Source organism: Rhodospirillaceae bacterium (genome assembly GCA_018660465.1).
Classification (GTDB): domain Bacteria; phylum Pseudomonadota; class Alphaproteobacteria; order Rhodospirillales; family JABJKH01; genus JABJKH01.
This window is the reverse complement of the sequence record JABJKH010000097.1, coordinates 28,163-48,424: the sequence shown is the minus strand read 5'-3', so window position 1 is coordinate 48,424 and position 20,262 is coordinate 28,163. Positions and strand designations below refer to the sequence as shown.

At 50.5% G+C, this 20,262-nt stretch carries 25 protein-coding genes; 7 read left to right on the top strand and 18 right to left on the bottom strand.

What is annotated here, in order from left to right:
- Window position 1: 1 nt before the first annotated feature.
- Genes hisA through hisB form a run of 4 tightly spaced genes read right to left on the bottom strand, consistent with a single transcriptional unit; the run spans window position 2 to window position 2,387 of the window.
- Window positions 2–730 (bottom strand): 1-(5-phosphoribosyl)-5-[(5-phosphoribosylamino)methylideneamino]imidazole-4-carboxamide isomerase, encoded by a 729-nt coding sequence (gene hisA, locus HOM51_17155; GenBank protein ID MBT5036245.1) that lies wholly within the window; start codon window positions 728–730, stop codon window positions 2–4.
- A gap of 1 nt (window position 731) precedes the next feature.
- On the bottom strand, window positions 732–1,373 hold the full coding sequence (gene hisH, locus HOM51_17150) for an imidazole glycerol phosphate synthase subunit HisH (protein ID MBT5036244.1): 642 nt from the start codon (window positions 1,371–1,373) through the stop codon (window positions 732–734).
- Window positions 1,370–1,762 carry a DUF2628 domain-containing protein gene (locus HOM51_17145; protein ID MBT5036243.1) on the bottom strand — a complete coding sequence of 131 codons (393 nt, stop codon included), beginning with the start codon at window positions 1,760–1,762 and terminating at the stop codon, window positions 1,370–1,372. Before HOM51_17145 ends, hisH begins: the two co-directional genes overlap by 4 nt.
- A gap of 25 nt (window positions 1,763–1,787) precedes the next feature.
- Window positions 1,788–2,387: an imidazoleglycerol-phosphate dehydratase HisB gene (gene hisB, locus HOM51_17140; protein ID MBT5036242.1), complete on the bottom strand. Its 600-nt coding sequence runs from the start codon at window positions 2,385–2,387 to the stop codon at window positions 1,788–1,790.
- 172 nt (window positions 2,388–2,559) lie between these two features.
- On the opposite strand from hisB, the gene hslV reads away from it, so the two are divergent.
- Both hslV and hslU read left to right on the top strand, forming a co-directional pair.
- Window positions 2,560–3,108, top strand: coding sequence for an ATP-dependent protease subunit HslV (gene hslV / locus HOM51_17135; GenBank protein ID MBT5036241.1), 549 nt, complete (start codon window positions 2,560–2,562; stop codon window positions 3,106–3,108).
- Window positions 3,105–4,415, top strand: a complete 1,311-nt coding sequence (hslU, locus tag HOM51_17130) for an ATP-dependent protease ATPase subunit HslU (GenBank protein MBT5036240.1) — start codon at window positions 3,105–3,107, stop codon at window positions 4,413–4,415. The genes hslV and hslU overlap by 4 nt, the downstream gene beginning before the upstream one ends.
- Here the strand turns inward: hslU and HOM51_17125 are convergent.
- The 9 genes from HOM51_17125 to HOM51_17085 all read right to left on the bottom strand — a co-directional run bounded on the left by HOM51_17125 (window position 4,412) and on the right by HOM51_17085 (window position 12,140).
- A complete protein-coding gene (locus tag HOM51_17125; GenBank protein MBT5036239.1) occupies window positions 4,412–5,587 on the bottom strand; it encodes an ABC transporter permease in 1,176 nt (391 codons plus the stop codon). The two genes, hslU and HOM51_17125, sit on opposite strands and share 4 nt — an antisense overlap.
- Before the next feature lies 1 nt (window position 5,588).
- Window positions 5,589–6,317, bottom strand: a complete 729-nt coding sequence (locus HOM51_17120) for an ATP-binding cassette domain-containing protein (GenBank protein ID MBT5036238.1) — start codon at window positions 6,315–6,317, stop codon at window positions 5,589–5,591.
- Between the two features lie 9 nt (window positions 6,318–6,326).
- Window positions 6,327–6,707 carry a helix-turn-helix transcriptional regulator gene (locus HOM51_17115; GenBank protein ID MBT5036237.1) on the bottom strand — a complete coding sequence of 127 codons (381 nt, stop codon included), beginning with the start codon at window positions 6,705–6,707 and terminating at the stop codon, window positions 6,327–6,329.
- Between the two features lie 3 nt (window positions 6,708–6,710).
- Entirely contained in the window at window positions 6,711–7,286 is a 576-nt protein-coding gene (locus HOM51_17110) for a hypothetical protein (protein MBT5036236.1), read from the bottom strand.
- The gene (locus HOM51_17105; GenBank protein ID MBT5036235.1) at window positions 7,270–7,926 is read right to left on the bottom strand and encodes a lactate utilization protein; all 657 of its coding nucleotides are present in this window, start codon (window positions 7,924–7,926) and stop codon (window positions 7,270–7,272) included. Before HOM51_17105 ends, HOM51_17110 begins: the two co-directional genes overlap by 17 nt.
- Complete coding sequence (locus HOM51_17100; protein MBT5036234.1) at window positions 7,923–9,344, bottom strand: iron-sulfur cluster-binding protein; 1,422 nt, start codon at window positions 9,342–9,344, stop codon at window positions 7,923–7,925. Before HOM51_17100 ends, HOM51_17105 begins: the two co-directional genes overlap by 4 nt.
- 5 nt (window positions 9,345–9,349) lie before the next feature.
- Window positions 9,350–10,144: a (Fe-S)-binding protein gene (locus HOM51_17095; GenBank protein MBT5036233.1), complete on the bottom strand. Its 795-nt coding sequence runs from the start codon at window positions 10,142–10,144 to the stop codon at window positions 9,350–9,352.
- Between the two features lie 63 nt (window positions 10,145–10,207).
- Window positions 10,208–11,497 (bottom strand): murein transglycosylase, encoded by a 1,290-nt coding sequence (locus HOM51_17090; protein MBT5036232.1) that lies wholly within the window; start codon window positions 11,495–11,497, stop codon window positions 10,208–10,210.
- The gene (locus HOM51_17085; protein ID MBT5036231.1) at window positions 11,439–12,140 is read right to left on the bottom strand and encodes a Tim44 domain-containing protein; all 702 of its coding nucleotides are present in this window, start codon (window positions 12,138–12,140) and stop codon (window positions 11,439–11,441) included. Before HOM51_17085 ends, HOM51_17090 begins: the two co-directional genes overlap by 59 nt.
- Before the next feature lie 166 nt (window positions 12,141–12,306).
- On the opposite strand from HOM51_17085, the gene HOM51_17080 reads away from it, so the two are divergent.
- On the top strand, window positions 12,307–12,849 hold the full coding sequence (locus HOM51_17080; protein ID MBT5036230.1) for an FxsA family protein: 543 nt from the start codon (window positions 12,307–12,309) through the stop codon (window positions 12,847–12,849).
- 64 nt (window positions 12,850–12,913) lie between these two features.
- The gene (gene secB / locus HOM51_17075; protein ID MBT5036229.1) at window positions 12,914–13,408 is read left to right on the top strand and encodes a protein-export chaperone SecB; all 495 of its coding nucleotides are present in this window, start codon (window positions 12,914–12,916) and stop codon (window positions 13,406–13,408) included.
- A gap of 24 nt (window positions 13,409–13,432) precedes the next feature.
- On the opposite strand, the gene dnaQ is transcribed toward secB, so the two are convergent.
- Genes dnaQ through HOM51_17050 form a run of 5 tightly spaced genes read right to left on the bottom strand, consistent with a single transcriptional unit; the run spans window position 13,433 to window position 17,041 of the window.
- Window positions 13,433–14,104, bottom strand: a complete 672-nt coding sequence (gene dnaQ / locus HOM51_17070; GenBank protein MBT5036228.1) for a DNA polymerase III subunit epsilon — start codon at window positions 14,102–14,104, stop codon at window positions 13,433–13,435.
- A 30-nt stretch (window positions 14,105–14,134) separates the two neighbouring features.
- The gene (locus tag HOM51_17065) at window positions 14,135–14,758 is read right to left on the bottom strand and encodes a dephospho-CoA kinase (GenBank protein ID MBT5036227.1); all 624 of its coding nucleotides are present in this window, start codon (window positions 14,756–14,758) and stop codon (window positions 14,135–14,137) included.
- A 4-nt stretch (window positions 14,759–14,762) separates the two neighbouring features.
- Window positions 14,763–15,608 carry a shikimate dehydrogenase gene (locus tag HOM51_17060; GenBank protein MBT5036226.1) on the bottom strand — a complete coding sequence of 282 codons (846 nt, stop codon included), beginning with the start codon at window positions 15,606–15,608 and terminating at the stop codon, window positions 14,763–14,765.
- 9 nt (window positions 15,609–15,617) lie between these two features.
- Entirely contained in the window at window positions 15,618–16,226 is a 609-nt protein-coding gene (maf, locus tag HOM51_17055) for a septum formation protein Maf (GenBank protein ID MBT5036225.1), read from the bottom strand.
- Window positions 16,223–17,041 (bottom strand): kinase/pyrophosphorylase, encoded by an 819-nt coding sequence (locus HOM51_17050; GenBank protein ID MBT5036224.1) that lies wholly within the window; start codon window positions 17,039–17,041, stop codon window positions 16,223–16,225. Before HOM51_17050 ends, maf begins: the two co-directional genes overlap by 4 nt.
- A 433-nt stretch (window positions 17,042–17,474) precedes the next feature.
- Here HOM51_17050 and HOM51_17045 point away from each other — a divergent pair, with 433 nt between their 5' ends.
- Genes HOM51_17045 through hemJ form a run of 3 tightly spaced genes read left to right on the top strand, consistent with a single transcriptional unit; the run spans window position 17,475 to window position 20,029 of the window.
- Window positions 17,475–18,503, top strand: coding sequence for a uroporphyrinogen decarboxylase (locus HOM51_17045; protein MBT5036223.1), 1,029 nt, complete (start codon window positions 17,475–17,477; stop codon window positions 18,501–18,503).
- Window positions 18,500–19,552 (top strand): ferrochelatase, encoded by a 1,053-nt coding sequence (locus HOM51_17040; GenBank protein MBT5036222.1) that lies wholly within the window; start codon window positions 18,500–18,502, stop codon window positions 19,550–19,552. Before HOM51_17045 ends, HOM51_17040 begins: the two co-directional genes overlap by 4 nt.
- Window positions 19,553–19,579: 27 nt before the next feature.
- Complete coding sequence (gene hemJ / locus HOM51_17035; GenBank protein MBT5036221.1) at window positions 19,580–20,029, top strand: protoporphyrinogen oxidase HemJ; 450 nt, start codon at window positions 19,580–19,582, stop codon at window positions 20,027–20,029.
- Window positions 20,030–20,262 lie beyond the last annotated feature (233 nt).

Here is a 20,262-nt window from a genome sequence, read left to right as displayed (position 1 = left end):
ACTATTCGCCCTTCAACATTTCGACCGCTTCTTTGGGATCCAACTGACCATCGTAAATCGCACGACCACTAATCGCGCCATGCAAGATTGGTCCCAATAATTCGTAGACACCATAAAGATCATCGATGGAAGAAATGCCGCCTGATAATATGATCGGTGTCGACGTTGATTGGGCCAAAACCTCCGTCATTTCAATGTTGGGGCCTTCCATCAGGCCATCCTTATCAATATCGGTATAAATGATCGCCCCGGCACCCGATCCTTCAAACATCATCGCCAGATCAAGCGCGTGCATGGATGAGGTTTCAGCCCATCCCTCGACCGCCACTTGACCGCCACGGGCATCAATACCAATCGCAATCTTATCGCCGTAGTGTTTGCAGACCTTCAAGACCAATTCCGGATTTTTAATCGCGATGGTTCCAAGAATGACGCGGGCCACCCCTTTGTCCAACCAATATTTCATGTCTTCCAGAGTGCGAATGCCGCCGCCCAACTGAATTGGAATATTTACCGCACCCAAGATTGCCTCAATGGCCTCACCATTGACTGAATTACCCGCAAAAGCGCCATTCAAATCAACGACATGAATCCACTCGCAGCCCGCTTTTTCAAAATTCTTAGCCATTTCTGCGGGGTTGTCGCTAAAAACCGTTGCTTGCTCCATGTCTCCTTGGCGCAAACGAACGCAACACCCGTCCTTTAAATCAATGGCGGGGAAAAGAATCATTTTAAGGCCGCCACTTCAAAAAATTCGCAATCAACTTCAACCCCACACTTTGACTTTTCTCCGGATGGAACTGGGTTCCAACCATATTGTCACGGGCAATCATCGCTGTCACCCGTTCGCCGTAATCAACTGTAGACAACTGGTGTTGCGAATCATCGCACGAAAATTGATAGGAGTGGACAAAATATGCATGGTCACCATCTGATAAATCTTTAGTAACAGGATGATTATCCAGAAAATTTAAATCATTCCAACCCATGTGTGGAATCTTTAGCGTGGAATCAGAGGGCGCTAGGTGAACGACCTCGCCTGGAACCCATCCCAATCCCTTGTGATCCCCGTGTTCCCGGCCATAAGACGCCATCAATTGCATACCAACACAAATGCCCAAAAACGGCTTTCCGCCGCGAATGACCTCTTCTTCCAAGGCATCTGTCATACCGGTAACCGCATCTAACCCTTGACGACAATCACCAAAAGCACCGACGCCCGGCAATACGATGCGGCTTGCTGCCGCTAAATCATCCGGATTATCCGTCACCTGAACAGGTATATTCAGGCCCAATTCACTGACAGCACGTTCAAATGCCTTGGCTGCAGACCGCAGGTTTCCTGACCCATAATCTATAATTGCAACACTCATGAATATACCGCTGCTGCTTTTTCCGGTTCGTTGTCCAGAAATCGCTGCTCCGCCTCGTCAATTCCAGCGCCTGAGACCACGCCAACTAGATCATAATCCTGTCGTTCCAACGTCCAGCGGTGAAGGTCGTTTGCGATAAAACCGATAAGAACCGCGTAGCCTAGACTGATTGCTAATTCCGTAATCGGAGTTGGTTCAATCAGCACTAGAATACCTATCAGCACACCAGAGCCAACGAACAAGCCCCCAGCAGCAATCCACAGTCCATGCGCCAAGGCCCAAAACCCAGAAAAAAAGAATCCCAACCAAGAAAATCCTTCCTTGATCAGCACCAGATTTTTCTCCGGGTTGAGGCCATAAGGGCGAAAATGGACGGTATACAAGCGCATGAGAATTTATCTTATCTGTTCGTGCTCAGAGTGATCCGCCCAAGACACCCTTGGTTGAGGGCACCTCGTCGGATTTTCGGGGATCAATTTCCATCGCATCACGAAGCGCCCGCGCCAAAGCCTTAAAGCAGGATTCAATCACGTGATGGGTATTTGTCCCATAGATGTTTTCGACGTGCAGAGTCATGCCCGCCGCCTGAGCAAAGGCCTGAAACCATTCTTTGAACAGTTCAGTATCCATATCGCCAATTTTGTGACGACGAAATTTGACCCGCCAAACCAAATATGGCCGCGCTGAAAAATCCAACGCGACCCGCGTAAGCGTTTCATCCATAGGAATGTGTGCCGAGGCATATCGGCAAATTCCCTTGCGATCACCCAAAGCCTTAGCGATGGCTTCACCAATGGTGATGCCTGTGTCTTCGACCGTGTGGTGCATATCGATATGGAGATCGCCAGAAGCCTTAAGATCCAGGTCCATCAAACTGTGACGCGAAAGCTGTTCCATCATGTGGTCCAAAAAACCAATTCCCGTCGAGACATCATATTGCCCCGTACCGTCCAAATTGACGGTCGCGGTAATCTGGGTTTCCTTCGTCGCCCGTTCGGCTGTGGCCGTGCGCATGGCGCGCTCCTTTATTGGTTTGGCCTTCATTGATTTGGCCTTCTAAAACTTCTTCTATCAGGAACATCCTTGCTTCGCCAGCCTGCACCAAACTAGTTAACGATTGTTTATATAGATGAATTCTGCCGCAAAAAGCCTTGCACGCGGCGGTGTTCGTGGATACTTGAAGACCATGACCCAACAAAACATCCCCCTCTGGCACGGCACGACTATTTTGTCGGTCCGTAAAAACGGCAAAGTCGTGATTGCTGGCGACGGCCAAGTGAGCCTCGCCGATACAGTCATTAAGTCCAATGCCAAGAAAGTCCGCACCTTGGCGAACGGCAGCGTCATCACTGGTTTTGCAGGTGCAACCGCCGATGCCTTCACTCTATTCGAACGACTCGAAGGCAAGCTCGAACAGTATCCCGGCCAGCTCACTCGGGCCTGTGTTGAAATGGCCAAGGACTGGCGGACTGATCGCTATCTCCGCCGCTTGGAAGCCATGATGGCGGTGGCTGACAAAGAAAATTCCCTGGTTTTGACTGGCACCGGCGATGTCTTGGAGCCCGAAGACGGCCTGATCGGGATTGGATCGGGCGGGAATTACGCCTTGGCTGCGGCCCGCGCCTTAGTCGACCAAAAAGACATGGACGCCGAGGCCATCGCCCGAAAGGCCATGGAAATCGCCGCCGGAATTTGCATCTATACCAATGGCTCACTCACCGTGGAGACCCTATGACCAGTTTCACCCCTCGGGAAATTGTTTCTGAACTGGACCGTTTCATTGTCGGCCAGAACGATGCCAAGCGTGCAGTCGCCATTGCACTGCGTAATCGCTGGCGGCGTCAGCAACTGGATGCTGATCTTCGCGACGAAGTGCTGCCGAAAAATATTCTGATGATTGGGCCCACCGGCGTTGGCAAAACTGAAATTGCCCGACGCTTGGCGAAACTGGCCCAGGCACCATTCATCAAAGTTGAAGCAACCAAGTTCACCGAGGTCGGCTATGTCGGCCGCGATGTCGAACAGATCATCCGCGACCTGGTCGAAAGCGCCATCAACATGGTGCGCAATCGCCTGCGCAAACAAGTCCTCGCCAAGGCAGAAACCCTGGCCGAAGAACGAGTCCTGGATGCGTTGGTTGGCGAAACCGCAGGCGACGACACCCGGCAAAAATTTCGCAAGATGCTGCGCGAAGGTGAACTGGCTGACAAAGAAGTGGAAATTAAAATCACTGAAACCGGCGGTGCCGGCATGCCGACATTTGATATTCCGGGAATGCCGGGATCCCAAATGGGCATGATCAACCTAAATGAAATGCTCGGCGGCGCGTTTGGCGGACGCACCGCGGACAAGCGCATGTCGGTCGCCGAATCCTATAGCGTGCTCATTGAAGAAGAGAGCGACAAGCTGTTAGACGAAGATAAGGTCGTCCGCGAGGCCATTGATTTGGTTGAAAACAACGGCATCGTATTTTTAGATGAAATCGACAAAATCTCAGCCCGCAGCGAAGCCCGAGGCGGCGACGTCAGCCGCGAAGGCGTGCAACGTGACCTCCTGCCTCTCATTGAAGGAACCGTGGTCAGCACCAAACACGGCTCTGTTAATACTGACCACGTTTTATTCATTGCATCTGGCGCATTCCATATTTCCAAGCCCGCCGACATGTTGCCCGAACTGCAAGGCCGACTGCCCATTCGAGTCGAACTGCAAGCCCTCACTCGGGACGACTTTGTGCGCATATTAACCGAACCCGAAGCAAGTCTGGTTAAACAGTATATTGCGTTGATGGGGGTCGAAGACGTTACTGTCACCATCACCGACGATGCGGTCGATGAAATCGCCGACCTGGCTGCCGAGATTAATTCAGGCGTCGAGAATATCGGCGCCCGGCGTTTGCATACGGTCATGGAAAAATTGTTCGAAGAAATTTCCTTCACCGCCTCCGAACGCAGCGGCGAAGCCATCACCATCGACGCCGACTTGGTCCGCAGTACGGTGACAGACCTAGCCAAGAATGCAGATTTGCGGAAGTTTATTCTTTAACTCCCAAAAATAAGCTCTTCCCGCTCGTAAAGTTTTGCCACCACCCAAAGCAGTCCGCCTGCCAATAGGGTCGTTGTCGCCATGGAGATTGCGACTGCGGAGAGTGTTATGGATTCGCCACGGACCATTTGGCCTAATAACAAAGTCTGAGAAAATGAGGGGATGGCCATCATCCAGTCTTGAACCTGGACCGGCGAAAAGACCAACGCCATGCCGGGGATCGCGGGGACTAGGGGAAGCAGGCCCAAATAGGTTTGGGCTTCTTTGAAACTTGTGGTCACTGTCGCAACAACAAACTGGATCCCGACCGCTGCAATCATCAAGGGCAGGGTCATCAGCATGATGCCAACAATGGTCAGGGCGTTTAAATTATGCACAAAGCTGAAACTACCAACCCCGGCCAGCTTGAAGGCGATCTGAAATGCGAACAATTGAACGGCAACAGCGGCGGCAGTGAACAACAGAGCCGCCAAAAATTTACCCAGCATCAAACCCCAGCGTTCAATAGGATTGATCAACAGCGGCTCCAAACTATCGCGTTCGCGTTCGCCGGATGTGGTGTCCATCGCCAGGTACACCCCGCCCATGAACAAATTAAAAATGAACAGCGGCGGGACCATGAACAGCAGGACCTCTGCAATATGGGTGCCGGACGAGACGTTCACGTTTTTAATCGTTAACGGCCGCAGCTTTTGAAAATCTACACCGTGGGTAGAAATACGTTTGCCCCAGACGATTTGGTTATACTCTCCAAGCCAACCCAAAGTTCGGTTCAGGGCGATCAACCCTGGAAGGCGTGATGAATTGACGATCAGGTCTACAGATGCGGTCTTTTTTGCGCCAAACTGTGCGGTAAAATTCTCTGGTACTACGAGGATATTATTAGCTTTTCCAGCACGAACGGCAGCTTTAGCATCCGCCGGTGCCGGCACCACATTAACCCCTTTATTTTTTAGAAATGCCATTAATTGCGGCGCATGTTCAGCCCCGACTACTGGTAATTGGACATGACGTTCCGGGTTAACTCGCACCACGTTGGAGACCATTGAAATGATCACACCTAAGATCAACGGACCTAACAACGGATAAATAAACGCCACCATTAGGGAACGGCGGTCGCGGATGTTGTCCACCACTTCCTTGGCGAAAACAACGAAAATGCCGCGCCACATTTTACCAGCCCTCCTGGCTGCCGGTGACCGACAAAAACATTTCTTCCAGATCGCTTTCGCCGGTTTGTTGAGAAAGTTCATCAGCCGTGCCTTGGGCGACCACTTGTCCTGACGACAGCACCACAATCCGATCCGAAATCGCCGCCACTTCGCGCATGATGTGGCTACAGAACAAAACGCAGCAACCTTTTGATTTAAGATCACGAATGAGTTGGTGCACGGCGCGGGAGCTGGCGATATCTAGGCCATTAGTAGGTTCGTCCAAAAGAAGGTTTTTTGGCTCATGTACCATGGCGCGGGCGAGAGCGACCTTGCGCACTTGGCCTTTGGAAAATCCCTTGGCACGACGATCCGCAAATTCGCCCATGCCCAAAGCCTCAACCAGGGTATCAATTTGCGCTTCTAACGCCTTGCCGCCCATGCCATGTAGGCGGCCATAGTATCGAATGTGTTCGCGCGCGGTCAGACGGGGATAAAGGCCTCGGCTGTCCGGTAAGACACCAATCCGGCGCTGAACTTCTTGGCGGTGCGACACAGTATCAAAATCATCAATCTCAGCTGCGCCCGAATCGGGTTGCATGACGGTGTAAAGAATTCGGAGTGCTGTTGTTTTACCAGCCCCGTTAGGGCCAATCAGGCCGGTGACTTCGCCATCCTGGGCTTTGAAATTTATCCCATCCAAAGCCGTGACAGAACCAAAGGATTTACGAAGTCCAGAGACGTTAATCATTAGAACATCTCAATGGGTGGGACCTCGGCTTGACCCAAGCCTGCCGCGAATTTCATCCAAAATCCATTCGATGGTGTCTTCGTCCAAATCACCAATGCGTTCGGCCAAGGTGTTGGCGAGCTCTGTTGCCTTCGGCGTTAAGCCCGCGGTATCGACAACGATACGCGGATGAGACAGTGCTGCAAGACGCTTCACTTCTTCGGCTTCATCCCAGATCAGTTCCAACAACTCACAAATTTGCATGATCAGCCCCGGCGCAGGTCGGCCGCGATTGCCATGCTCCAGCGCTGATAAATATGCGCTCGATACGCCCAACCCTGCGGCCATTTCTTTCATGGTCATGCCGCAACGATCCCGATGTTCACGAACTTTTTCTCCAAACGGTGTCATGGGTTACTTCCTATTGTTGGGGCTTTTCTTAAGACGAACATAGAGCGCGCCTTCGCCACCGTCTTTAGGCGCTGCATAGGAAAATCCGAGAATCTTTTCACGGTTGGGGCTTTCATTGAGCCAACGGGGAACCGCCGTCCGCAACACGCCGGTTGCACCATCGGGCCTTAGCCCTTTGCCCGTTATTATCAAAACCAATCGCTTGTCCGCATTCCAGGAATTTTCGATAAATTCACCCAAGGATTTGTGCGCCTGAACTTGGGTCATGCCATGCAAATCCGTCCGGCCATCAATCTTTAACTTTCCCTGGCGCAGGCGTTGTTGGTTTCGTTTGTCCATGCCCGGCTGTTGCGAATGTGTAAGCTCCGGCGGTGGCTTGGGGGGAGATTTTCTTTTGACGGGTTGAGAAACCTTTTTCCGTCGTAACGGTTTAGGTTTCTGTTCTGAGGCGGGTTCGGGTAGGTCAACGTGAAGCGTTTCACGGCCTTTCAAGGGCGCGACTTGCTCCGTCACATGCTGCCAAAGATTTGCATCATCCGGGGCATTATCAGCCTGTAATTTCTTATTCGGTTTCTTCATCAACCAGCACCACATGGAGCCGCCGGGGCCCGTGGGCGCCAAGCAGCAGCTCCTGTTCAATATCCGCAGTCCGCGACGGACCCGTAATCCAGTTTACCGCACGTGGCCAATCCTCGCCCATTTTTTCTCGCAGCCGTTGCCAGACCTCTTCATAACTGCCAACGATTTGTCCGGTCTGAAGCACGACAATATGATTATCCGGCAAATAATTTAACGACGTCGGGCTATCAGGGCCAGAAATCAGCGCCAGCGATCCGGTCTCCGCCGCCGCCGCAAAAGCCGACGTAACAGAAGCTTGGTCGGTGGGCCGGGCGACGCCTTCGTTAACGGTAATCGCAGAATGGTCGGACCACGGAATGGCGCGGATTAATTCATCGCGTCCGGTCCTGACTTTGCTGGGTAAATTATTAGCCGCCAAAAATGTCGCGATGGCCTCCGGCACGTCGGCTAAATCACCAACCCGCGCCGTAGTCGCATTAACCCGTTCGGCCTCTTTGATGAAAAGTGCAATTTGGTCGGCATGGGGAATTTGCCCGCGCGCGGGAACGACTTGCGCCCTGTTATCCTGAACCGGGTCAGCGGCACGGTCTTTTAGAACCCGCCGAATATTCCCCAAAATTTCTTCCCGGGCAGAGGTCATCGTTTCCTCTTTTGCGACATCAGATATTGGTGAATGAAGGATTGGCCTTCGGGTGCAGGGAAGTCCCGAACCTGGGTCCAACCCTTAGCGAATGGCAGCCACTTAAAGCGCCCTTTGCGACCAAATTTCCGCAAGTTCGAAAGCATGAAGCTGACAAAGAACCGATACAGCAAAGGACGTTTTGCCATATACGCCCACGCCTTTATTCCGAAGCGAGATTTGGTTGACGTCGTGGCAGCATCGAATTGACGCGTGCGCCATTGGCGTAGCATATCGGGCAGGGGAATTCGCACCGGACAGATTTCTTCACACTTGCCGCAAAGAGTCGAAGCGTTAGGCAGGTCACCGGTTTTGCCAATCCCTAAAAGATTGGGCATCAGCACCGCTCCCATGGGACCGGAATAGACCCAGCCATACGCATGGCCACCAATGGATTTATAAATCGGGCAATGGTTCAAGCACGCACCACACCGAATGCACCGGAGCATCTCGTGAAAATCACCGCCCAACATGTTGGTTCGGCCGTTATCCAACAACACGATGTGAAAGGCTTCGGGACCATCTTGGTCTTCATCCCGTTTCGGGCCTGTCGCCAGGGTCGTATAAACCGACATATCTTGACCGGTCGCCGAGCGCGCAAGAACCCGCATCAAGGTGGTCGCGTCTTCCAAAGTCGGAACTATTTTTTCCAGACTGGCCACGGCGATATGAACCTTGGGCAGGGTCATGGTCAGGTCTGCATTGCCTTCATTGGTGACGACAACAATTGAGCCGGTTTCTGCCACCAGCATGTTGGCCCCGGTAATGCCCACATCGGCGTCGATAAATCTTTGCCGCAAAACCTGACGCGCTTCATCCAATAAAACCCGGGGCTCTGTCAGAGAACGATCAGCGGGATAGTCTTGATGGGTCTCCTTAAAAGTATCGGCGACCTGTTCTTTTGTAAGGTGGATGGCGGGCGCGATAATGTGGCTCGGTGGTTCTTTGCGAAGCTGAATGATGTATTCACCAAGGTCGGTTTCCACCGGAATAATGCCGGCATCTTCCAAGCTTTCATTAAGCGCGATCTCTTCGCCGATCATCGATTTGCTTTTGGTGACCGTGCGTGCACCGGCGTCTTTGCAAAGGCCAACAATAATCTCGCAAGCTTCATCCGCGGTTCGGGCCCAATGAACTTTGCCCCCTTGCTTGATTACCTGTGCTTCAAATTTTTCGAGGTAGCTGTCGAGGTTATTCAAGACATCGGTCTTAATGTCCCGTGCCGCATCGCGCAGGTCATCAAATTCGGCCAAGCGGGACACGGCATTAAAACGCTTTAACGGAAACCCTTGCGCCAACTTGGCCAAGGCTTCCTGCAACGTATCATTGGCCAGCGCGTCGCGGCTGTTGTCTGAAAAAACATCTGAGGTAGGTTTCATCGGTCCTACCCTTTAACTTTCGGTTTTGGATGACCGATGGGCGGCGCAAGGCCGGTTGTTCCCGCCAAAACTTCCGCAACATGCCGGACATTAACATCAGAGCCCCGACGCGTCAGCCGCCCAGCCACATTCATCAAACAGCCTAAATCACCGCCGAGGACCGTATCAGCGCCAGTCGCCAAAATGTCATCCACTTTCGCATCGACAATTTTTTCCGAGATATCTGGATATTTAACGCAAAACAGCCCGCCAAATCCGCAGCACGCCTCGGCCTCCGCTCCCTCAACTAACTTTAGGCCTGGAACCTTCGACATTAAGTTTCGCGGTTGCTGCTTCACACCCAATTCGCGGAGTCCGGAACAGCTATCGTGATAGGTCACGGTCCCGGCGTAATCGCCAAAGATTTCAAGTTCTTTTATGACATCGTTTAGAAAGGACATGAGCTCGTATGTTCGGGCGGAGAGTTCCTCTGCCTGTTCCAGCCAGTCCGGATCATTTTCAAATAATCTAGGATAATGCACCTTGATCATACCGGCGCACGATCCAGACGGTGCGACCACATAATCGAGCTCGGCAAAATCGCCAATGACCTGCATCGCAATTTCCCGGGCATCCGGTAGGTCACCGGCATTATACGCAGGTTGGCCGCAGCATGTCTGGCTTATGGGAACATAGACCTGGCAGCCGGCATCACCGAGCAACTTCATCGCTGCCGTTCCTACGCTCGGCCGCATGAGGTCTGCCAAACACGTGACGAACAAACCGACAGTCGGCGGTGTCTTTTGAGTGCTATCATTCATGGGAAAAGGATGGGACATAAATTTCCCTGTGACAAGACCGGAAAGGATATTTGAGAAATTGAGTTATCGCGCTTTGGCGGGGCGGGGCGGTTTCGGCAATAAAATATAGTAACGACCGCTGCTTTTCATGAAGCCAGCATTCAGGGCCGCGTTTTCGCCGTGTCCCCAATAAAGATCGCCGCGCACCGGGCCTTTGATCGCGCTGCCAGTATCTTGCGCAATTACCAATCGGTTTAAAGCTTCGGATGAATCTAAAGGACTGGTCGTCGCCAACCAAATTGGTGCGCCTAATGGTATGAACCGCCTATCAACCGCCAAGCTTCGCCCAGGCGTCAAAACGACACCTTGCGCGCCAACCGGACCAGGTCCCTGAAGCGGTCGGAAAAAGATATAGGACGGATTGAGCTGCATGACCGCTTGCGCATCGGTTTTGTTGACCCGCAGCCATGATCTGATCGATTGCATGGAAACAGCCTCTTTGGCAATCGCGCCGCGTTTCACCAGTTCGCGCCCGATGGCGACATATTTGTGACCGTTTCGTCCGGCATATCCGACCCGCACGACGGAGCCATCCTCCAACACAACCCGGCCTGAGCCCTGAATATGCAGGAAAAACGCGTCGATGGGATTGTCCACCCATAAGAATTCTATGCCCCGCCCGGACAACGCGCCGTTATCAATCTCACGCCGAGTTTGTGCTGGGATAACCCGATCAGCGACAACGCGCCCGGTAATCTTTTTCCCGCTCCATTCTGAATTAAATTGGCCAAGATTGACCGACACCATATCTTTCGGTGTCGAATAAAGTGGCGTCTGATACGCACCGTTGCGAGATCGCGAACCGCGCAATTCTATTTCGTAATATCCCGTAAACAGCCCGCTTGCTTGACTGCGGTTGGATACCAGAAATGGATCAAACCATTGTTCAAAATACCGGCGGGTGATGGCTGTATTGCCATCCGGCACTCTCGCAAGGGCAGTACAGGCCCGACTCCAATCGGCAAACTTGCCGCCAATACTGCTTTGACCCATTTGACGGCCCGGCGGTTGACGCCGAAAAATTTGGCAAGACCCCCTGAGTGCAGGTAGGGCCGCATCGACACGATCCCCGGCCCACCCTGGTAGTTGAGCAAATGTCACTGGTGTCAAAACTAAATTTGGCGTGCTGGGTGCTACTTTTGGCACACGCGGGACAGGAGGCCTAACGCTCGCCGGGTCCAATGTCTCACAAGCAGTTATTAGGACCAGGACTAATCCGGCCAGAAAGCGGCGGGCCAGAAAAGGGCGGGAGTGTCTAATCAAGGCTCCGGGTGGCAACAAGTATCCAATTGGGATCTCGTGACCGCATATCATGTGAGAAGGTCCAAAAATCGACTACTTCAGTGACCACATTGGGGTCACCGTCAACAACTTCACCGTCTTTATCACGAATGGCATGAACCTGTTCGCTGATGAATTTCACTGTGATATACGCTGCGCTTTCTTCCATGTACGCTTCAACAACATCGGCTGTCTTAATGCCAATAAGAGTTTCTTCCATGGTTTCGCCAGCTTTTTCACGTTCGCGAATGGCCTGATCAAAATTGGCGAAGACATCATTGCTCAGCAGGGGCTTTAAAGCGTCTGAATTTCCAGCTGCGTAGGAACCTAAAATAAGTTCAAAGGCGATCCGCCCGCCGGAAATAAATTCCTGGGTCGAAAAGGATGGGTCTAATGACCTGATTTCATTGAGTCCGATGCCAAGAGGATCTGCCCCCTTCGCGCCTTCGAAATTAACATCCTCGTCTGTATTAATTTCGGAGTTCTCTTCATCAGGGCCCCTTAAGGGAACGACGTTGTTATCGTTTTGCTCTGAAAGTCCTGTTCGATCCAGAGTTTCCGGCGGTGTTCCCTCATGGCCATCGCGACGACCAAGCACGCTCCGCAACCGCAGTACTAGAAACGCTGCGATCATCGCAAAGAAAATAATATCTATAAACTGAAAGCTTTCGCCCATGGCCGGATTTTCCAGAAGCCTGGACCTATTTGGTTCCCAGGATTATTCATATCTTTAACTTAACGGCATACCGCACTAAGGTCCAGTCGGCTATCGTCGCCTATGGCATGAAGATAAAAACCGTCCTATATCCCATACATAGGCGTGAACTTCGTAAAGGGCAAGCATGGGTCTCATTCTCCTCTTACTATTGATCGGCGTGCCGACTCTGGAAATTTTTGTTTTTATTGAGGTCGGCGGAACAGTTGGGCTTTTTAACACTCTGGCCATTGTGATTATAACAGCGGCAATCGGGGCTTATTTGCTCAGGAGTCAGGGCTTGAGCGTGTTGCATCGCGTGCAGCAAAATCTGGCTGCCAATCAGTTGCCAGTGAACGAACTGTTCGATGGCGCTTTTTTGCTAATTGCCGGCGTCCTGCTGTTAACGCCGGGGTTTGTAACCGACGGTGTCGGCTTTTTACTCTTTATGCCGCCGTTCAGAATGTTGCTTCGGCATTTTATCGTTCGCCGTTTGGCAAACAGCGGTCGCACCCAAATGTGGACATCGGCAAATCCTCACACTCACGAACCCCAAACTCATGAGCCCCAAACTGGGCCCGGAAATATCATTATCGATGGCGACTTTGAGGAGATAGCCTCAGAAACCCAGAAAGGAGAAAATGATAATTCGGAGAAAGGGTCGTCTGAAAACCCTTGGTCACGCCGATAGACAGTTGTTCCCTTGTTCGATCCATGATAGCCACGGCGCATTAAGAATTTGAGGAGTTCCAGACATGGCTGATGAATCGCAGAACAATGGTGCCAATGGGCCCGAAGCCGATGCACCCCCCCTGACCATCGCAACTCAATACATTAAAGATTATTCCTTCGAAGCGCCTTCGTCGCCCGGGATATTTAATCAGGCTAACGAGACAGAGCCTAATCTTGAAATTAGCTGCGATATAGAAGCCAACCCTCTGGAAGCTGGCGTTTTTGAAGTTGTTTTAGTTCTGCGGACAAATTGCAAAATCGGCGAACAAATCGCCTTCGTTCAGGAACTAGAATATGCTGGCGTCTTCATTTTGAACGTTCCACAAGAACATTTACAACCAGTGCTTCTGGTAGAGTGCCCGCGTCTGCTATTTCCATTCGCGCGCAATATCATTTGTGATGGTGCCCGTGACGGTGGGTTTCCGCCAATAATGCTGAACTACATGGATTTCGCAGGCATGTATGAGGAACAGGTGGCGAACCAAACCGAAGCGCCAAGCTCTCCCCTCATCACTTAAAATTTAGATCAAGCCAAATATAGATCAAGACCGCCAGATCGGGTCGGTTAATTGGCCGAGAAATTCTTCGTGGGCGGCGGCCTCATCTGATGTTGGTGCATGCGCGCGCGCTGGCTTTTGAGGTGTCGACTCTACAGTTTCCGGTTTTGTCTTCGCTTTTTCTGCCGCCAATTCAAGACCTGGTTGGCGTCCGCCAACAAGTTCCAAATAAACTTCCGACAAAAGCTGAGCATCCAATAAAGCGCCGTGAAGTGTTCGGTTTGTATTATCGATTTGGAATCGAGAGCACAGTGCATCGAGATTAACCCGTACCCCCGGAAATTTTTGGCGTGCAATTTTAACTGTATCGATGGTTCGGTCCATCGGAAGGGTGGATTTTCCGATATTACTGAGTTCCGCGTTTAAAAAACCGATATCAAATTCTGCGTTGTGAATGATCAACGTTGAGTCTTGAATAAATTCCAAAAATCCATCAATCACATCTGCAAAGACCGGCTTGTCGGCTAAAAATTCCTCAGATAAGCCGTGCACCCTAAAAGCCTCATCCGGCATATCACGTTCTGGATTAATGTAGACCTGATAATTCTCCCCGGTTGCGACGTGATTGACCAACTCTACACATCCAATCTCAACCAAGCGATCGCCGCCGTTGGCTTTTAGACCTGTTGTTTCTGTATCCAGGACAATTTCACGCATGAAGGTTTCTACCGATCATTGTGTAAAAGTTTAGCTGCCATAGCCCGGTCGCCATTTTTGCGTTGGTATGGTTCGTACCACTCTGACGATGTTCTTAATCACGCGCAAGCTGAGAGCGTGGCCCAATCCGGTCGGTATAATAAAATTAGCCCGTTCGCATTTTTCAGCGTCTGGCATTTGACGATCAAGAATTTTTAAAAGTCGGTCGGCGGTCATGCCGGGACGATTTAAAACGCGGGCGTGTTGAATTCGCGTCGGTGCCGTCACAACAGCAACAAGATCACACCGACCCTCGCCGCCCGTTTCAAATAACAACGGAATATCCAAAACGACGATTTTCTCGCCGCGCCGTGCTGCCGCCGATAAAAAACGACGCTCCGCCTTATGAACCAAGGGATGCAAGATGGCTTCTAGATTTCGCAAATCGTCGGCGTCACCGAATACCCGTTGCCCCAATGCTGTGCGATCAACCCGCCCATCCTTCACGGACTCCGGAAACAAAGCCTGAACCTGATCCACCGCCAAACCACCGCGCGCCATCAATCCATGAACTACTTTATCTGCATCATGGACATGAACGCCCAAACGGCGAAAAGCTTTAGCGGCTTCGGTTTTACCCATGGCGATGGATCCGGTCAGGCCGAGTATCACCATATCCCTAGCCTGCCATACCTGCGAGAACGTGGCTCCGAAGTTCAAGTGTGACTTCGGGCTCCTGGCCAAACCAAGCGGCGAAACCAGGACGTGCTTGATGCAATAACATTCCCAATCCATCCACGGTTGGATTGCCTTGTGCTCTTGCATCTTTCAGCAGAGTTGTCTCCAGCGGCGCATAAACAATGTCCGTCACCAAGGCGGCTTTGGGTAATAGTTTTAACGACAATTCAAGCGGTGGTTTGCCGACCATTCCCAATATCGTTGTATTGACCACCACTGTTGCATCTTCCAAAACATCTTCGCGCTGATTCCAAGGAATTATTTTTATAGGTCCGCCGATTTCTTGGGCAACTTCCGTTGCGCGAGACTCCGTTCGATTAACCAGGCTAATTTCGGGGACACCTGCATCAACTAAAGCTGCGGCGACTGCTCTTGATGCACCGCCAGCGCCTAGGATTATGGCAGGCCCTTCTTCGGCGCGCCATTCAGGCGCGCCGGCTTTTAAATTTTCCAGGAATCCGAAGCCATCCGTATTGCTGCCCCTAAGGCGTCCATCCGTAAGCACAACAATTGTATTCACAGCCCCAATCCGCCGAGCATGATCATCAATTTCATCAACAGCTCGTAAGGCAGCTTCTTTATGGGGAACGGTTACGTTGGTGCCAGCGAACCCCTGTTCACTTAATGATTTGAGCCTGCTCTCTAATTTTTCGGGTTCGACAGCGATAGGATCATACGTTCCATCAATGCCGTATTTCTTGAGCCAAAACCCATGCAGGCGGGGTGACAAAGAATGGCTTACCGGCCACCCTATGACACCTGCTTTGATTGTATTGTTGTTTGCCATAGGAATTGTTCAGTCCGATATAATTTCTTCGTCTCGTAGGCACGCGAGTAATGGCAATAAAGGAAGGCCTAAGATTGTGAAATAGTCACCATCGATTTTTTCGAATAAAGTGGCACCGATCCCCTCCAAACGATAGACGCCGACAGATTCCAACACCTCCGGCCCGCAGGCGTCAAGGTAGCGCTCAAGGGTGTTGTCGCTCAAGGGTCGCATGGTCATCGTTGCCGTTTCTGTATGCACCCACCGGGTTTCGCCCTTAAAAACCAATGCAACGCTGCTGATGAGCTGGTGGGTCGTGCCTTGAAAAATTTTTAGGTGTGCGAGGGCTTCTTCCGCGTTTCGGGGCTTATCGAACAAGCTGCCTTCACACTGCAACACTTGATCAGCACCTATAACGAAGGCGTCCAATTTTTCTAAAGAGACAGCCCGTGCCTTGGCACCTGCCAAGCGTACGGCGATTTTTTCTGGTGAGAGATTTTCTTTCTCGGCCTCCAGCTTTAGGGCATCTTCGTCAACGCCCGATGTGATTTGCAAAAATTCAACACCAGCATTTTTCAGTACGCTGGAGCGACCCGTACTGGCCGACGCAAGAATCAGTTTTTTTGAACTGTTTTTCAGGAAACCGGCCCCGTGATCCGGTTATACATTTGCAAAATCGTTGCCGCGGTTTCCTCGATGGATTTTCGCGAAACGTCGATAATCGGCCAATCATTTTTTGTATAAAGCCTGCGCGCATCTCCAACTTCTTCAGAAACCGTTTCCAAGTCGATGTAGTCGGTTTCTTCATCTTGTTGCAGCATCCGCAATCGGTTGCGCCTGATTTGTACCAGCTGACGGGGATCTTTGGTTAAGCCGACAATTAAGGGAACGTTGGCGGTATAAAGTTCTTCGGGCACGGGAACGCCTGGAACAATTGGGATATTTGCAGCCTTTATGCCGCGGTTGGCCAAGTAAACACAGGTCGGTGTTTTCGATGTTCTAGAAACCCCAAGGATCAGGACGTCTGCTTCATTTAAATTCCAGGCCGCCTGGCCATCATCATGGGCGAGAACAAATTGCATGGCTTCAATGCGGTTAAAATAATCCGCATCCATGACATGCTGGCCGCCACTTTGCGCCGTTACTTCTTCCCCTAGGTGGGCCCCCATGGCGGCGACGACAGGATCAATGACCGGAACATATGGAACATTCAACTTGCGACAACCGTCTTCGAGTACTTTTCGTAAAGTACCATCGACCAAGGTATAAAGGACGAACCCCTTATGCGCGGCAATCCCGGCCAGAGCTTCGTGAACCTGTTTTTCATTTCGAACCATATTCCAAAGATGTTCGATTGCGCGAATGTCTTCGAACTGAGCCAGGCTGGCCCGACCGACTAAACTCGTCGTTTCACCAGTGGAATCGGAAATAAGGTGCAGATGGAGGATTTTCATAAAATGCCTAGAATTTTGCAGCTATGGACAAATTGGGGATAACACGTTCCGTTGCATACTACAGGTAAAATTATGCAGGTATAGGGATATTCATCCCACATGGTGATACCCTATGGATGAGTTTATACCCACCCTTAAACAGATGAAAATTTAGCACCGAATTCCAGCATGTTTTCCCCATTATTCCCATTTTTAAAAAACTTATAGAATCTCCGTCTGATAAGGTTATTTATTTCCTAACTAACAGGGTACCAGACGAATTCAACGTTTCTAGAGTATGGTTTTTACGGTATGTCTAGTTTCCTGTGGATAATAGATAATCCCCAGGACTAACCGCCCAACTACCACAACACCTTTATTTCATATAATAATTTATATAGTAGAAGGGTATGGGATAACTTTCTCTAACCACTAAAATCGGAACTTTAAAACCGTGACAAAAATTTTCCTTCAAGCTCTTAAGGGCGTTCCATTGACACCGCCACCTGTGTGGTTGATGCGTCAGGCGGGTCGGTATTTACCAGAATATAAAGAACTCCGGACCAAGGCGAAAAACTTTTTAAATTTTTGCTATACGCCGGAGATGGCTGTGGAGGCGACCTTACAACCGTTGCGCCGATATGATTTAGATGCGGCAATTTTGTTCAGCGATATTTTGGTAATCCCTGATGCGTTGGGCCAATCGGTTGCTTTTAAGGAAGGCGAGGGACCTGTACTTGAACCAATTCAATCGGTTGAAGGGTTGCGTAAGTTAGAGATCGATAAGGTATTGGATCATTTGGCACCCGTTTTTCAGACTGTATCTACGTTATCTCAAGAAATACCGAAATCTACGGCTTTGATTGGTTTTGCTGGAGCACCCTGGACTGTGGCGGTCTATATGGTTGAAGGGCGCGGGGGGACGGATTGTGGGACAGCACGGCGCTGGGCTTATGAAGACCCGGAAGGTTTTGGACAGCTTATTGATATTTTGGTTGAGGCGACGTCTCAATATTTAAATCAGCAAATTTCTGAAGGTGTGGAAACCATTCAGCTGTTCGATAGCTGGGCAGGTGTATTAAGTGAATCGCAATTTCGCCGATGGGTAATTGATCCAACCATAAAAATTGTTCAAAACATTCGAAAAGAAAATCCGGATATCCCAATCATAGGATTTCCCCGTCATGCCGGTGTTCAGTATGAAACATATATCCGTGAAACAGGTGTTGATGGGGTGAGTTTGGACAGCGGCGTGCCATTGGATTGGGTGAAAAATAATCTGCAACCCCTCTGCACGGTTCAAGGGAATTTGGATAATCAAGTATTGATGGCTGGTGGACCCGCATTAGAAGCTGAAACACGCGAAATTTTAGAGAAGCTTTCTGATGGCCCCTTTATCTTTAACCTGGGTCATGGGGTCCTGCAGTGGACATCGCCGGATCATGTGGAGTCCTTAATTAATCAAATTCGTGCGGAAAGATGAGCCAAGATAAACGAATTGCGGTGGTTTTATTTAATCTTGGGGGTCCCGATAACTTAGACGCCGTTCAACCGTTTTTATTTAATTTATTTAATGATCCCGCGATTATCAGCTCTCCTTCTCCAGTTCGATGGCTTCTAGCAAAATTAATCTCCAAACGGCGGGCTCCTATCGCGCGTGAAATTTATCAGCATCTTGGGGGTAAATCGCCGTTATTGGAACAAACTGACGCCCAGGCGCAGGCTTTAGAAACGCTCCTTCAAAATTCCCTGGAAGCAAAAGTATTTATCGCAATGCGGTATTGGCATCCGTTCAGTTCTGAAACTGTTGCTGAGGTTAATTCATATGCACCTGATGAGGTGGTTCTTCTTCCGCTTTACCCACAATTTTCAACAACAACGACAGAATCCTCGGTTAAGGATTGGATGAAAAATGCTAGGCAACAAGGACTTGATATTCCAACCCGAGCGATCTGTTGTTATCCGACGGACGAGGGACTGGTTGAAGCGCAGGCAAACTTGGTTCGAAAAGGTTTAGAGGGGGCAGCAAATGAGGCGCCTCTCCGGGTTTTGTTTTCCGCCCACGGGTTGCCTAAAAAAATAATAGAAGGCGGTGACCCCTATCAGGGGCAAGTGAAACAAACAGCTGATGCCATTGTCCGGAAATTGGATATCGCCGACCTTGATTGGCGTGTTTGTTACCAAAGCCGGGTTGGTCCGCTGGAATGGATTGGCCCCTCGATCGATGAGGAATTAGATCAAGCGGGCGCTGACAAAGTTGGCGTTGTCGTCGTGCCGATTGCCTTTGTATCCGAACATTCTGAAACCTTGGTCGAGTTAGATTTGGAATTTAGGGATTATGCTAAAGGTAAAGGCGTTCCTACATATCATCGAATCCCGACAGTAAGCGCTCATGGTTCGTTTATTCGCGGCTTGGCCGATATTATTCACGTGACATTGAAGGACGAGTCAGGGCTATACTGTTCTCGGGGAGGGAAATTCTGCGATCGCCGATTTTCCCGGTGTGTATGGGATAAGCCTCTCATAGAGTAAGTCTTTGAAATAAAGACGGGTAATTCGATGATTGATCTCTCTGTAGAAGCCTATCTTTATGTAAAAGCGGCCCATATTATCAGCGTCATCGCGTGGATGGCGGGGCTTTTGTACCTGCCTCGGCTGTTCGTTTATCACACAGAAACAATTGCGGGCTCGGAATTGTCAGAAACGCTCAAGGTGATGGAACGTCGGCTTTTGCGCGCGATCATGACACCCGCGATGTTAGCGTCGTTAATATTTGGTGGCATCCTCATCGCCGCGCAGCCTGAGGGCGCGTGGCTGCAAATTTGGCTACTTATCAAGCTGTTCGCGGCTTTTGTTCTTGTGGTTACGCATATGGTTATGGCCGGGTGGCGTAGGGATTTTGCCGAGGACCGGAATACCCGACCGCAAAAGTTTTACCGTTATGCCAACGAAATTCCGACCCTGCTGATGATTATCATCGTGATATTTGCCGTGGTAAAACCGTTTTAGGAACGGCATAAATTAAATCTTCGATTGACTTAAATACCGAGTTTGGTTAATGCTGGTTCGTCTGCGGGTCGAACCTGTTTGCTGGGTGGGGCCATTTCCAAAAATTTTCCGACAACAGAAGTTCGTAATCGCCGAACCAGAATTATTTTAGGTCAATTGGTTTATTTTTAACCGATGTTGCCAAAGTCCCGCCGTATTCAACGGTATCCGCTATCTTCTCACCTTAAATTAAA

Excerpts from the sequence above, each read along its gene's own strand:
- hisA (MBT5036245.1), bottom strand. The coding sequence starts at position 730 with ATGATTCTTTTCCCCGCCATTGATTTAAAGGACGGGTGTTGCGTTCGT.
- hisH (MBT5036244.1), bottom strand. The coding sequence starts at position 1,373 with ATGAGTGTTGCAATTATAGATTATGGGTCAGGAAACCTGCGGTCTGCA.
- HOM51_17145 (MBT5036243.1), bottom strand. The coding sequence starts at position 1,762 with ATGCGCTTGTATACCGTCCATTTTCGCCCTTATGGCCTCAACCCGGAG.
- hisB (MBT5036242.1), bottom strand. The coding sequence starts at position 2,387 with ATGCGCACGGCCACAGCCGAACGGGCGACGAAGGAAACCCAGATTACC.
- hslV (MBT5036241.1), top strand. The coding sequence starts at position 2,560 with ATGACCCAACAAAACATCCCCCTCTGGCACGGCACGACTATTTTGTCG.
- hslU (MBT5036240.1), top strand. The coding sequence starts at position 3,105 with ATGACCAGTTTCACCCCTCGGGAAATTGTTTCTGAACTGGACCGTTTC.
- HOM51_17125 (MBT5036239.1), bottom strand. The coding sequence starts at position 5,587 with ATGTGGCGCGGCATTTTCGTTGTTTTCGCCAAGGAAGTGGTGGACAAC.
- HOM51_17120 (MBT5036238.1), bottom strand. The coding sequence starts at position 6,317 with ATGATTAACGTCTCTGGACTTCGTAAATCCTTTGGTTCTGTCACGGCT.
- HOM51_17115 (MBT5036237.1), bottom strand. The coding sequence starts at position 6,707 with ATGACACCGTTTGGAGAAAAAGTTCGTGAACATCGGGATCGTTGCGGC.
- HOM51_17110 (MBT5036236.1), bottom strand. The coding sequence starts at position 7,286 with ATGAAGAAACCGAATAAGAAATTACAGGCTGATAATGCCCCGGATGAT.
- HOM51_17105 (MBT5036235.1), bottom strand. The coding sequence starts at position 7,926 with ATGACCTCTGCCCGGGAAGAAATTTTGGGGAATATTCGGCGGGTTCTA.
- HOM51_17100 (MBT5036234.1), bottom strand. The coding sequence starts at position 9,344 with ATGAAACCTACCTCAGATGTTTTTTCAGACAACAGCCGCGACGCGCTG.
- HOM51_17095 (MBT5036233.1), bottom strand. The coding sequence starts at position 10,144 with ATGAATGATAGCACTCAAAAGACACCGCCGACTGTCGGTTTGTTCGTC.
- HOM51_17090 (MBT5036232.1), bottom strand. The coding sequence starts at position 11,497 with ATGATATGCGGTCACGAGATCCCAATTGGATACTTGTTGCCACCCGGA.
- HOM51_17085 (MBT5036231.1), bottom strand. The coding sequence starts at position 12,140 with ATGGGCGAAAGCTTTCAGTTTATAGATATTATTTTCTTTGCGATGATC.
- HOM51_17080 (MBT5036230.1), top strand. The coding sequence starts at position 12,307 with ATGGGTCTCATTCTCCTCTTACTATTGATCGGCGTGCCGACTCTGGAA.
- secB (MBT5036229.1), top strand. The coding sequence starts at position 12,914 with ATGGCTGATGAATCGCAGAACAATGGTGCCAATGGGCCCGAAGCCGAT.
- dnaQ (MBT5036228.1), bottom strand. The coding sequence starts at position 14,104 with ATGCGTGAAATTGTCCTGGATACAGAAACAACAGGTCTAAAAGCCAAC.
- HOM51_17065 (MBT5036227.1), bottom strand. The coding sequence starts at position 14,758 with ATGGTGATACTCGGCCTGACCGGATCCATCGCCATGGGTAAAACCGAA.
- HOM51_17060 (MBT5036226.1), bottom strand. The coding sequence starts at position 15,608 with ATGGCAAACAACAATACAATCAAAGCAGGTGTCATAGGGTGGCCGGTA.
- HOM51_17050 (MBT5036224.1), bottom strand. The coding sequence starts at position 17,041 with ATGAAAATCCTCCATCTGCACCTTATTTCCGATTCCACTGGTGAAACG.
- HOM51_17040 (MBT5036222.1), top strand. The coding sequence starts at position 18,500 with ATGAGCCAAGATAAACGAATTGCGGTGGTTTTATTTAATCTTGGGGGT.
- hemJ (MBT5036221.1), top strand. The coding sequence starts at position 19,580 with ATGATTGATCTCTCTGTAGAAGCCTATCTTTATGTAAAAGCGGCCCAT.